We start from the raw sequence: 12,592 nt of genomic DNA, 5'->3' as shown, positions 1-12,592 counted from the left end.
GTGGCTCGCCTGCACGTCGGAACGCACCCAGGCCAATGAAGCGGCGCATACAGCCGACCACGCACAGTTAAGTTGACTCGGTGGCTGATTCCCGGTAATGTACGCCGTCGGCGTCGATCTCGGTGCAACGAACGTTCGCGCAGTCATCGGTGACGACACTGGGATGATCGTCGGCCGTGCCAGCGCCAGAACGCCACAGGGGCCGACTGCCGAAGTGATCACCCATGCCGTACTCGACGTGGTCCGGGATGCGTGTCGAAACGCAGCTATCGAGCCGTCGTCGACTGTCGGTGCTGGCATCGGTTCGATGGGTGCGATCGATCGAGACACAGGGACAGTCGGCCTCTCGTCGAATCTGGGGAACGGCGAGGAACTGCTCAAACCCATTTCGCTCGTCGATCCGCTCGCGGCCCTACTCGAGACCGACGCCGTCGTCCTGCACAACGACACACTGGCGGGTGCGATCGGCGAGCACCACCACACCCACCCCGACGTTGATTCGCTCGTTTATCTCACGATCTCCTCCGGTATCGGTGCCGGCGTGATCAGCAGTGGGCGACCCGTCCTCGGCGCGGACGGCAACGCTGGCGAAGTCGGCCACATGACGATCGACGCCGACGGATGCCTCCCCTGTGGCTGCGGCGCGGCCGGCCACTGGGAGGCCTACTGCTCGGGGAACAGCATTCCCGCACTCGCCCGGTTGCTGGCGGCGGGGGATGAAGGTGGGAGTGAGGACGAGAACGGGCACAAGGACGAAGATGAAGACGAAAACGAAAACAGACACACGGAGACAGCGCTGCCACTCGAGTCCGACAAACTCACCGCGGCAGAAATTTTCGAGCACGCCGGCTCGGATCCGCTCGCGACGCGCGTCGTGGACCGGGTCGCCGAACTGAACGTGCTTGGAATGGGGAACGTCATAAACGCGTACGCGCCAGCGGTCGTCAGCGTCGGCGGCGCGGTCGCGCTCAACAACCCGTCGCTCGTTCTCGACCCGATCCGCGAGCAAATTGAGTCACAGCTCGTCGTGCAGACGCCCGAAATCGCGTGTAGCGGCCTCGGCGAGGAAGCGGTTCTGCAGGGTGCGCTTCGCTGTGCGTTTGCGTCTGTGGATGGCATTGGCGACGGTGGCGGAATAGACGGCTGACCGGCGTCTCAGCCCGCCAGTCAGAACCGCTTTGCGTCGGTGTCGTAGAACCACTCCTCGGGGTAGGGATACCACCAGTCGTGAACCTGCGGGTTCCAGTCGATGACTCCCATCTTCGTCTGGCGGAACGCATCCAGCCCCTGCCGACCGAGTTCGCGGCCGATACCGGAGTGCTTCCAGCCGCCGAACGGAATCGCGTCGTTGTCGATCATCGGATTATTGATCCAGACCATGCCCGCTTCCAGCGTCTCGTAGGCTCGCATCGCCTCCTCGAGATTCGTCGTGAAGACCGACGCGCCCAGGCCGAACTCGGAGTCGTTCGCCTCGGTGAGCGCGTCGTCGAAGCTCTCGACCCGACAGATCGGCGCAATCGGACCGAACACCTCCTCGCGGACGACGGCCATCTCCGGCGTCACGTCCGTCAACACTGTCGGCTCGTAGAACCAGCCCGTCTCCTGGTCCGGCGGCACGCGCCCGCCGCACTCGAGTGTCGCGCCCTTCTCGAGTGCATCCTCCACCAGTCGCTCGACGTTGTCGCGGGCGGCCTCGCTGACGAGCGGGCCGATCTCACTGGATTCGAAGCCGTTGCCGACGCGCAGCGCCTCAGTCATCTCGACGAGGCCGTCGACGAACTCGTCGTGGACGGCGTCGTGGACGTAGAACCGCTCGGCGGAGGTACAGACCTGCCCGGAGAGGTGGAACGCTGCGGTGGTCGAACCGGCGATTGCGACCTCCATCGGCGCGTGTTCGGTGACGATGAGCGGGTCGTTACCACCGGCTTCGATGACGGCGGGCATCAGCTGCTCGCCGGCCGCTGTGTTCACCTTCTGTCCGGTTTCGACGCCGCCGGTGAAGGCGACGGCGTCCGTGCCGTCCGACTGGATCATTGCCTGCGCGGTTTCGCCGCGGCCGGTGAGACACGAGACGAGGCCGTCGGGAAGTCCTCGGAAGTGCTCCACGAACTGGAGCGTCGAGAGCGGCGTCTGTTCGGACGGTTTGACGATCACGGCGTTTCCGGCCGCGAGCGAGGCGGCGACCGTCCAGGCCGTCAGCAGGACGGGGAAGTTCGAGGGGACGATGTGGACGGTGACGCCGTAGGGAAACGCCCGGTCGAACTGGAACGATTCCGCCTGCGTCGATCCGGGGACGTTCCCCTGGTCGTCGCGTGCCAGTTCGGCGTAATACCGGAAGATACCCGCGACATTCGCGAGTTCGCCCTCCGATTCGGGGAAGGGTTTGCCGTGCTCGCTCGTCATCAGCGTCGCGATGCGTTCGAAGTCGTCCGCCTCGATCGAGTCGGCAACCTCGTGGAGCGCTGCTGCGCGTGTCCCCGCGGGTTCGTCGCCCCACGCTGACTGCGCTTCGACGGCCCCTTCGATGACGTCCTCGACTTCGTCGGGATCACAGACCGCGACGGAGCCGACCGACTCCTCGGTCGCGGGGTCGATTACGTCCATGGACTCGAGTGACTCGCTCTCGCGGAAGGTGCCGTCGGCGAAGATGTGGCGGGCGAACGGGTCGAACTCGGTCACTGCGGTCCACCCCGATTCCTCGGTGTATCGTCCTGGATTGGGGCGTTGTCCTGTGGTTGTGGGGGCCTGTCCTGTGGTTGTGGGGACTGTGGTTGTGGGGGCCTGTCCCGTGGTTGCGTGGACGGTTTCATAGTTGACAGTCGGTCATCGGCACATGTACACTTTGCGCACGGTTTCGTGGACGCGACAGGTGCCGGTCCAGCCGGCGGGGAACGTCGCAATCGTCCCCGGCTCGATTTCGGTCACGGCACCATCCTCGTGCGTGTACGTCGCGCTGCCTTCGAGGAAGTGGCAGAACTCGTCTCGCTCGACCGTACACTCCCAGTAGCCGGGCGTGCAGGTCCAGATACCGCTTTCGGACTCGCCGTCGGGGCCCTTGTAGATGACCGTCCCTGCCGTATGGGACTCACCCTCGATCATGTCCGGGACGGGTCCCCAATCGTCGAGGTCGTCGATATCGATTTCGGTCGGATTCGCAAGCGCGCGTACGGACGGGGATTCGTCGGCATCGGATGGGGTTTCAGACATTAGCGTGATCCTCCAGTACGTCATCGAGCAGCCGTGCCGCCTTTTCTGTTCCGCTCTGTGCCTGCATATCGGCCGATGTCTCTGCGACGTTCGCCTGAATCTCCTCGTCAGTCAGGCAGGACTCGAGTGCGTCGGCGAATTCCTCGGGCGTCCAGTCGGAGCGGTGGAGTTTGATGCCGTGATTCGTCTCGTCGAGCCGCGTGGCGTTGTCCTGTCCGTCCCAGACGTAGGGCATGACGATCGCCGGTTTGCCGTAGTAGAGACACTCGTTGAACGTGTTGTTCCCGCCGTGGTGGATGACGACGTCAGCCTGCGAGATGACCGACTGCTGGGGGAACCAGCTGTCGATTTCGACGTTCTCTGGAATCTGGGACTCGTCGTACTCGTCGATGTACTCGCCGACGTTCACGAGGAAGCGATAGGGCTGACTGCCGAAGAACTCGAGGAGGCGCTTCATCAGGTCCGTATCGCCAGCGCCGAGGCTGCCGTAGCTCAGGTAGACGAGTGGATCGTCCTCGTCGCCGATCGGCGGGACCTCGTAGGTTTCGTCCTCATCTCGAATACAGCCGTTTAGGTACTGGAACCGGTCCGGGTCGAGTTCGTTCCAGCGGTCCCAGCGCAGCCGTTCGGGGTACTTGATGAGGTTAAGATACGGCGAGGTCTCGAAGAACAGCCCGTGCGGATACGGCTCTTCGCCGTGTTCCCTGAGGAAGTCGTTGAAGTCGTCGTGAACCGGGGCGATCAGTTCGTCGTACTGGCGCTCGAACTCGTGGTGGCTCTCGGCATCGTCCGCGCGACAGCCCGACAGGTACGGCGGAATGTTGGGGTCCGGAATCTCGTTTTCCGAACAGGAGACGATTCGGACCCAGGGGACGCCGTACTGTTTGATAGCCGGAAACAGAATCACGTTGTCGACACAGATCAGATCCGGGTCGACCTCCTCCAGTACGTCCGGCAGATCCTGCTGGGCCCACGTTGCGGTTTCGACGATGGCGTCCCAGCACTCAGTGATGTAGTTGTCGAGTTGGTCGTACGGCTCCTTATCGAAGTTCGGGATGTGCTTGTTGATGAAGTCGTCCCAGTACTTCGATTTTTCCTCGGCCGTCAGGGACGGATCCGCCATGTTGACCTCGTAGGTTTCGAAGCCATGGTCTTCGAACACCTCCGCCATGGGTGGGTCGGTAAGGAAAACCGGTTCGTGACCGAGTTTGCGACACTCCTGTGCGATACCGACCGAATTCAGCGCAGGCCCGTACGCTGCCTCCGGGAAGAAGGCGATCGTCTTGCCAGTGCTCATGACGGTCTCACCTCGACGGAAACGCAGGCCGTCGCGCGATCAATGGTGTCTCGGCTCTGTATGGTAATTTCACCCATGACTGTGTATCTCTGACTCAGAGACTATAAATCATGCGTTGGGGAGACTCTCATCTGGGAACTGGCGTCGATACTCGACTAGCACCGGTACTCATCCGCCGTTCAACGGTTTCACCTATGGTGAAACGTTTTATATCTGTACCGTAATCACATACCATGGGTGAGACAACCACGCCACGTCCGGTCCGAACGACCAAAACATCGTTCCGGATCATCGAGTTCGTGCAGGCTCGTGAGCGGGCGACATTATCAGAGGTCGCAGAGGGTGTCGGGATTGCCTGTAGCACAGCACACAATCATCTCGCAACCCTCTGTGATGAGGGGTGGCTCGTCGAACACGACGGCACGTACGAAATCGGGCTCAAATTCCTGCACTTCGGACGCTCGGCATACTACCGAACGCCGCTTTTCAACACTGCCAGACAACACGTCAACGACCTCGCCGAACGGACGAATCTGGAAGTCGAGTTTCTCGTCGAAGAGTACGGTCGGATCATCTCTATCGCCGACGTTATTCACGAGCCTCGCGGGTATGGTGACCCCGACAAGAGCACCTGGAGCGGCGTTGGCCAGTACTACCACATGCACAACACCGCCTCGGGAAAGGTACTCCTGGCCGAACTCCCGGACGAGCGCGTCGACGAAATCCTCGACCAGTGGGGAATGCCCGCACAGACGCCCTACTCGGTCACCAACCGGGAGACGCTCGAGGCGCAACTCGAGACGATCCGCGAACAAGGGTACGCCGAAATCCACCAGGAGGTACTCGAGGGCTTCTCGAACATCAGCGCCGCCGTCATGCTCCCCGACGGAACACCCTTCGGTGCGCTCAGCATCGGCTGGCCGACCTATTTTTACGAAAACGGCGTCGAACCGGACATGATCGAGAACCTGCTCGAAACCGTCGACGCCATCGAGGCCGATCTGGCAACCCAACTCGAGTCGGTCAACTATCGAGCGAGCCCACAACCGTAGAACTGGTTCGAGAGCTTCGCTCCCCAAAGAGCCACTACGCTTCTCATTGTTGTGAGGCGACTTTCTACGTGCCGTTGTCTCTCCCCTATTTGTAGCGCCTCGGTCCGGCTGGGCGCCCAATTCAGCCGTTTCACGATATGTGAAACAGTCGTGTCGACGAGAGATGATATGGTGATAGAGGGTACAGCGCTTCTAACCGAGTATTCTGGGCACTCCTGGTACATCAACACAACTGACCCTTGCTACTCGACATAATTTTGCCGCGAGAGAATTGACCGTTCAGGTGGAGTCTGCTGATGGATTACAGAAGTACCTCTGTAAAATCTCACCAGTGCGCCACCAAGTGACATCCAGGTTTGCCCCCATTTCACACTGTGTGAAACACAGCCACACCAGTGTTAAACACAATCCGACAGTGACCGCACAGAATGAGGCTGTAGCTAGCTCTTGGACCACCCTGTCTGGGTATCCCACAGCTGTTCGTCTACGCCATGTCATCACGGTACTTTTACCATGTGTGAAATTGTCTCCCAAAAGAGATTGGCGTACAACACAGAACGAACTGCAGAGCGACACCGGCCGGTCGACCATCTGAAACCGACTGGTACTCGAGTTCCGTGACGATCGCCTCACCGGGAAGTCGACAGTCAGCAGTCGAACGAAAAGAGCACATTCGCAATCTGACCGGAATTACATTGGCCGAGAGTGGGTGGTAGGCGGGAGGGAGCGGATACGATCGCTGGGTCAGTCGCCTGCGCTGATGCTGATGAACTCGAAGTCGTCACTCCTGGTATCGAATCGGTCGATCGCGAATGTATCCAGCGAGAACGGTGCATCCTCACCAGTGAGTAGCGAGCGGACGGCGGTCGCGGCGACCGGCGCGGTCATCACGCCACGGCCGTTGAACCCCGTCGCGACGACGAGGCCGTCAGGTGCGTCCGCCGGTGCGTCGAGGATCGGTCGCGTATCCGGTGTCGCACCGTCGACACCCGCCCAGCCGTCGACGTACCCAGCTTCCTCGAAGCCTTCGAGGAACGTCGGGACGAGCTCGGCAACGTGAGTTCGGAACTCCGCGTCCGCCTGGCCGCTCGCGCTCTCCGGATTCGCCTCGGCGAACGACCAGCCGCCGATGAGGAAGTCGCCGTTGTGCTCCGGCCGGAAGTAGACGTGCTCGCCAGGATACCAGCCCATCGGGAAGCCGTCGGGAAGGGGCGATTCGGGCTCGAGGACGATACACTGCGTTCGGTAGGGGCGGACCGGAATCGGAGTGTATTCGAGCAGGAACTCGCGCGTTCGCCAGCCCGCAGCACAGACGACGTGATCGGCCTCGACGCGGCCGTCTTCGGTTTCGAGGCCGACGACTTCGCCATCCTCGACGAGCAGGTCGTGAACGGCCGTGTCGGTGTGGAAGGTCGCCCTGTCGTCGCGCGCGTCGTGGTGCAGCGTAATCGCGAACGTGTAGGGGTCGACGAAGCCTGACACGCCGTGCTCGATGACGCCCGCGTGATCCGAAAGGTCGAACGTGGGATACGCCTCGCTTGCCTCCTCGCGTTCGAGATAGCGCACGGGGAGGTCATCAGCCGCGACTCGCGAGGCGTATCGGCGCTTTTCGTCCTCGCGGTCCGGCGTGACGAGTCCGATACTCGGCAGTTCCGTGTAAGAAAACTCGCCGGTACCGTCATACTCTCTGAAAAAGTCGACGGCGTGCCAGCCGATCGCTGGCTCGTCCTCGTAACTCGAGAGCATCGTGATCTCGCCGGCCGCGAGGGCAGAGGCTTCACTTGCGAGTTGTCCCTTCTCGAAGACCTCGACGTCGTAGTCGGGTGCGAGTTCGCGTGCGACCGCACAGCCAATGACGCCGCCGCCGACGATGGCGACGCGCTCGGTCATCGTGGGACCTCCGAACTGTATTGGTCGGGTTTGGCGTTCGTTTCGGCTGCAGGACGGTCAGGTTCGTCGCTCTCGGTTCTCGTGCGATCGGTTCTGATCGGTTCGGTCGTCGTGGTCGTGATCATGCTCGTTCCCATCGTTGCTGCCACGGTCACTATCGGTGTCGGTCTCGGTCTCGTGTTCGATGCCGGTCTCCGTTTCGAGGGTCGCGTTCGATTCGGTTCTGTCATTCGTACTCGTGATTTACCGCGTTGAACGCGTCTTCGGCGATCGAAAGCGCGCGGTCGATTTGTTCTTCGGTGTGCGTGTAGGTCGTAAAGAAGCGCTCGCTCTGCATCGGGTTGCCAAACAGTGCGCCGCCGGCCGCGGCCTCGCGCCACCAGTCGGCGTACTGGTCACTGTTTGCGTGCCAGGTATCCCGGTAATGGCGGATCTCGTGGTCGGTCATGTACACCTGCCCCATCGAGCCGACGTACTGGACGTTGACCGGGAGTCCGGCGTCGTCGGCGACCTCCTGGAGCCCCTCGAACAGGCGTTCGCCCATCCGATCGATGTGCTCGTAGACGTTCTCGTTTTGCAGCACATCGAGCGTCGCGAGCCCGGCCGCACACGAGACTGGGTGACCGTTGTACGTCCCGCCGTGGAACGCCGAGCTGTGCCACGATTCAGCATCCTCGTCTTCCGGCGGTTCGATTTCGGCCATAATCTCGCGCTTGCCGCCGAAGCCGCCGACCTGGTAGCCGCCGCCGGCTGCCTTCGCGAACGTCGTCATATCCGGCGTCACGCCGAACCGGCCCTGCGCGCTGGCCGGGCCGAGACGGAAGCCGGTCATCACCTCGTCCCAGATGAGGACGATGTCCAGTTCCTCGGTGAGTTCGCGGAGGAACTCGTGGTAGCCGTCCTGCGGTTTCAGACAGCCCGCGGAGAACATCACCGGTTCGATGATGACCGCCGCGAGGTCGTCTGCGTGCTCGCGCAACACTGCCTCGGTGTTCTCTTTGTCGTTGAACGGAATCGCGACGACGGTGTCCTCGACGACGTCAGGAATCCCGGTGCCATACGAAACGGTGTTCGGCCGCTCCTTCGGCCCGAGCGCGTCCTCGTCCGCGTAGACGCTCATCAGCGCGTAGTCGTGTGCCCCGGCGTAGCCGCCCTCCGGCTTCGCGATCAGGTCGTTACCCGTATACGACCGCGCGGTTCGGATCGCGTGCATCGTCGCTTCGGTCCCGCTGTTCGCGAGCCGGACCTGTTCGATGCTCGGCGTCATCTCGACAATTCGTTCCATGAACTCGATCGCGATCCGCTGTGGCGTGGCCGTCAAATCGGCTCGCTCAGCCTGGGCCTTCACCGCTGCAGTGACGTCCGGATGGTTGTGCCCGAGGATGATCGGACCGAGCGCCAGCAGGAAATCGAGGTACTCGTTGTCGTCGATATCCGTCACCGTCGATCCCGATGTCTCCTCGACATAGAAGGGGTACGGATCGAACGATCTGACGTTCGATTCGACGCCGAGCGGCGTTACCTCGGCCGCTCGCTCGTGTAACTGCTCGCTCTGTGGCGTCTGTTCGCGAAGTCGTCGACTGTGGTCATGCCTGTTGTCACCAGGGCTCATTGTAGAGAGGAGGGGTAGTATTTTATTAATACTTTTGGGGACATGAGCGGAGACGATTCGGAATAGCCAGCAGCGTTCCGACAGCGTCCGAGAGAAACGCTCGTTCCAATGACGAGCCGATGACAAACTGCGCGCTCCGATCGCCCTACTCGTCGCCGCGACAGTACCGCCCGAAGTTCTCGAGTACCCGCGTCGCGTTCGAGTCCTCGAACGAGTGATCGCCGTCGGCCCAGTCGCTTGGCTCGTCGCGCACGCGCTCGGTGAACTCGGGATGGAACTGGACCGTCCAGATCGGTGCCTCGGCGTGTCGGCTACAGAAGTGTGCGTTGTAGTCGGTCTGTGCGGTGGACTCGAGTGCATCGGCCGCATCGACGACGAGGTCGGCGTGCAGGACGGGGACGACGGGGTTGAGGTCGGCAAGTGCGCGGTCGTCGCCGGCGGTGGACTCGAGTTCGACGAACGTCGCGCGGCGTTCGTCCTGTTCGACGACGCCGCCGAGTGCCTGGTGGATCAGTTGGTGGCCGAAGCAGACGCCGAGCAGTGGAACGTTGTCGTCACAACAGCGGCGGACGAGCGTTTCGGCTGGCTCGATCCAGTCGGCGTGCTCGTCGTCGTAGACGCTCGCGGTACTGCCGGAGAGAATGACGCCGTCGTACGGTTCCAGATCCGGTTGCACGGGTTCGTCAACGAAGACGCGATACTCCGTTTCACCCGGTGTGAGGCGAGCGATTTCGGGAGCGAGGTAGCGGTAGTCGGGTTGCACTTCCAGATCGAGGACGAGTATCATTGGTCCACACATAGTGGGGGTCCGTAATGACTCTGACGGGGAAGTAGTGCTGTGAGTATGGTGAACTGCGTTGGCGAACTGCGTGAGCGTGATGGGCGTACTAAGCAAACTCGACGAGCCGGGAGGAGCGCTTATGTGCATCCATGACACACAATCGCACGAGCCGACTGCAACGGTCGGCACCGAATCAATGACAGGAGACATTCTCATCGTCGGTGGTGGCATCGCAGGACTCAGCGCAGCCCATGAACTGTCGCCGGATCACGACGTGACGGTACTCGAGCGCGATCGAATCGCCGGCGGGGCGACCGGCCACGCATCGGGACTGGTCACCGTGGTCGCGGACTACGCCGAACGGCGGGAAGCCGCCCGGTACTCGATCGAGTTCTTCCGGGAGTTCGACGGCACCGGCCAGTTCTCGTTTCACGAGCGACCGTTCGTTCAGCTACGGACGACACCGGAGCTTTCGGGACTGCGCGAGGAGGCCGCAGACTTCCGAGACGACGGCTTCGATGTGACGGCACACGACGGTGCGTCGCTCGCGGACCGCTATCCGGACGTGTTCGACGCGTCAGCGCACACTGGTGCGGTCGTCTTCGAGGACGCCGGCTGGGTCGATCCCTACACGTACGCGACCACGTTGGCAGACGAGGCGATGAGCGAGGGCGCGGAGATCCGGACGAACACCGAGGTGACCGAACTCATCGTCGATGGCGGAACTGTTTGCGGGGTTCGCACCGACGACGGTGAGGTCCGCGCAGACCGGGTCGTCGTTGCCGCGGGCTGGCGCACACCGGAACTCGCCGGCGTTGACCTCCCGGTTCGTCCGTTCCGCTACCAGACGGCGAACCTCGAGACCGGTGCCGAGATCGGTGACTATCCGATCGCCTGGGATCAGGAGTCGCGACTCTACTGGCGACCAGAACACAACGGGGACCTCCACGTTGGAGGGGGCGCATACTACGTTTCCGAACCGGGTACAATCCGGTCGGCGACAGTCGAGGGGTTCAAACGACTCGTCGCCGGGACGATTCCAGATCGGCTCCCGGCGCTGACCGATGCACGACTCGCGACCGACGACACGTGCCCCTCAGGGGATGCCGCGACGCCGGACCACCTCCCGATTATCGATTCGCCGTCGAACGGGCCGGCAGGGCTCGTCGTCGCGACCGGACTCCACGGCTTTGGCATCATGGCCGGGCCGGCCGTCGGCCGCGCGATTCGTGCACACGTCGCCGACGAAGACGCACCGTTCCCGCTGGAGCCGTACCGAGCCGATCGATTCGATCCGAATCCGTCGTGGGAGTTTCCGTACATCGCGCCGACGGCAGCCGAAACCGGTCCGTAGACTACAGTATCTCCATGTACTCGTCTCGCTCCCACGCCGTCGTCTGACTGTAGAAGCGCTCGATCTCGTGGCGCTTCTGTGCGGCGTACTCGGAAACGACGTCTTCGCCCAACGATTCCGTGAGCACCTCGTCGGCCTCCAGACGGTCGATCGCCTCCCGCGGCGACTGGGGCAGCGTCGGTCGCGACTCGGACGGGTCTCCCTCCGACGGTTCGGGTGGCTCGAGTTCGGCCTCCAGCCCGTGCAGTCCCGCGGCCAGCGTCGCGGCAACGACCAGGTAGGGGTTGGCGTCGGCACTCGAGATGCGATTCTCGACGCGGGTCGTTCCGTGGCCGGGGACGCGAATCGCAGTCATTCGGTTTCCGTACCCCCAGGAGGCCGAGTAGGGTGCGAACGTGCCCGGCTGGTAGCGCTTGAAGCCGTTGAGGTTTGGCGTCCCGAGCGCGGCGAGCGCGTCGGCGTGTTCGAGGAGGCCGCCGACGAAGTGCCGGCCCCGCTCCGAGAGGTCGCCGTCGGCCCCTTCGAGGACGTTCTCGCCGTCATCGAAGAGGCTCACGTGGAGGTGGTAGCCGCTGCCGGCCCGGTCGGTGAACGGCTTCGCCATAAACGTCGCGTGTTGGTCGCAGGCCGTCGCCGCGTGCTTGACGAGTTCTTTGAATCGAAAGGTTCGGTCGGCCTGGCCGAGCGGGTCGCCGTACTTGAAGAGGATCTCGATCTGTCCGGCACCGAACTCGTGATGCATGGTCGTGAGATCCAGTCCGAGTGCCGACGCCCAGTCGTAGACGCGGTCGTAGAACGGGGATACTTCCTCCGTCGCCCGCGTGAGGTTCTCGTGCTTGTCACTCGTTGCTGGGACGTACTGCGTCCCGCTTTGGGACCCCGACTCGGTCTCCGCTCCACCCTCGGCTCCGTTGGTAACCGACTCGAGAAGGAAGCACTCGAGTTCGCTGCCGACGGCTGCCTCGAGTCCGGCCGCGGAAACCTGTTCGATGACGGATTTGAGAACGGTTCGCGGCGCGCCGGGGACAGGTTGGTCCTGAAACTCGAAGTCACAGATGACGCGGACTGCGTCGTCGCGCCAGGGAACGCGCCGACAGGTTTGTGGATCCGGGTGGACGAGCGCGTCGGCGTAGTCAATTTCGTCGCCGTACTTCGATCCCGCCACGACGTCGCTTCGTGGCGTCTGTGTGAGAAGGGCGAGATTCATCGTAAATCCGTCCTCCCAGGAGTCGAGGAAGTAGTCGGCATCGAGTTGTTTCGACCGGGACAGGCCGTTCAGGTCGGGGAACTCGACGAATACGTGGTTGATATCGTCATCCTGCACCATCGACTCGAGCCGCGCTTCCGTGTCAGCCATTGTCAACACTGAAACGGGGTAGATACCTTAAGCGTATGGGTG

10 protein-coding genes are annotated in these 12,592 nt (G+C 62.5%); 3 read left to right on the top strand and 7 right to left on the bottom strand.

The genetic code is table 11. From position 1 onward, the window contains the following. The first annotated feature begins 97 nt into the window (after positions 1-97). On the top strand, positions 98-1,147 hold the full coding sequence (locus tag C483_RS09010) for an ROK family protein (protein ID WP_006653046.1): 1,050 nt from the start codon (positions 98-100) through the stop codon (positions 1,145-1,147). Between the two features lie 20 nt (positions 1,148-1,167). On the opposite strand, the gene C483_RS09005 is transcribed toward C483_RS09010, so the two are convergent. The 3 genes from C483_RS09005 to C483_RS08995 all read right to left on the bottom strand — a co-directional run bounded on the left by C483_RS09005 (position 1,168) and on the right by C483_RS08995 (position 4,504). Continuing rightward, a complete protein-coding gene (locus tag C483_RS09005; RefSeq protein ID WP_006653045.1) occupies positions 1,168-2,679 on the bottom strand; it encodes an aldehyde dehydrogenase family protein in 1,512 nt (503 codons plus the stop codon). 144 nt (positions 2,680-2,823) lie between these two features. Beyond that, positions 2,824-3,207, bottom strand: a complete 384-nt coding sequence (locus C483_RS09000; protein WP_006653044.1) for a cupin domain-containing protein — start codon at positions 3,205-3,207, stop codon at positions 2,824-2,826. Next, a complete protein-coding gene (locus C483_RS08995; protein WP_006653043.1) occupies positions 3,200-4,504 on the bottom strand; it encodes a glycosyltransferase in 1,305 nt (434 codons plus the stop codon). The genes C483_RS09000 and C483_RS08995 overlap by 8 nt, the downstream gene beginning before the upstream one ends. Before the next feature lie 233 nt (positions 4,505-4,737). Between C483_RS08995 and C483_RS08990 the strand changes: the two genes are divergently transcribed. Next, positions 4,738-5,556, top strand: a complete 819-nt coding sequence (locus C483_RS08990; protein ID WP_006653042.1) for an IclR family transcriptional regulator — start codon at positions 4,738-4,740, stop codon at positions 5,554-5,556. 744 nt (positions 5,557-6,300) lie between these two features. On the opposite strand, the gene C483_RS08985 is transcribed toward C483_RS08990, so the two are convergent. The 3 genes from C483_RS08985 to C483_RS08970 form a co-directional block, all read right to left on the bottom strand. Next, on the bottom strand, positions 6,301-7,446 hold the full coding sequence (locus tag C483_RS08985; protein ID WP_006653041.1) for an NAD(P)/FAD-dependent oxidoreductase: 1,146 nt from the start codon (positions 7,444-7,446) through the stop codon (positions 6,301-6,303). 226 nt (positions 7,447-7,672) lie between these two features. Beyond that, positions 7,673-9,058 (bottom strand): aspartate aminotransferase family protein, encoded by a 1,386-nt coding sequence (locus C483_RS08975; protein ID WP_006653040.1) that lies wholly within the window; start codon positions 9,056-9,058, stop codon positions 7,673-7,675. A gap of 145 nt (positions 9,059-9,203) precedes the next feature. Continuing rightward, positions 9,204-9,845, bottom strand: coding sequence for a type 1 glutamine amidotransferase (locus C483_RS08970; RefSeq protein WP_006653039.1), 642 nt, complete (start codon positions 9,843-9,845; stop codon positions 9,204-9,206). A gap of 133 nt (positions 9,846-9,978) precedes the next feature. Here C483_RS08970 and C483_RS08965 point away from each other — a divergent pair, with 133 nt between their 5' ends. Beyond that, positions 9,979-11,193, top strand: coding sequence for an NAD(P)/FAD-dependent oxidoreductase (locus tag C483_RS08965; protein ID WP_006653038.1), 1,215 nt, complete (start codon positions 9,979-9,981; stop codon positions 11,191-11,193). 1 nt (position 11,194) lies between these two features. On the opposite strand, the gene C483_RS08960 is transcribed toward C483_RS08965, so the two are convergent. Then, on the bottom strand, positions 11,195-12,550 hold the full coding sequence (locus tag C483_RS08960; RefSeq protein WP_006653037.1) for a glutamine synthetase family protein: 1,356 nt from the start codon (positions 12,548-12,550) through the stop codon (positions 11,195-11,197). Positions 12,551-12,592 lie beyond the last annotated feature (42 nt).

The organism is Natrialba hulunbeirensis JCM 10989 (genome assembly GCF_000337575.1).
GTDB classification, from domain to species: domain Archaea; phylum Halobacteriota; class Halobacteria; order Halobacteriales; family Natrialbaceae; genus Natrialba; species Natrialba hulunbeirensis.
The sequence above is the reverse complement of the archived record's forward strand: the minus strand, read 5'-3'. Positions and strand labels throughout refer to the sequence as shown.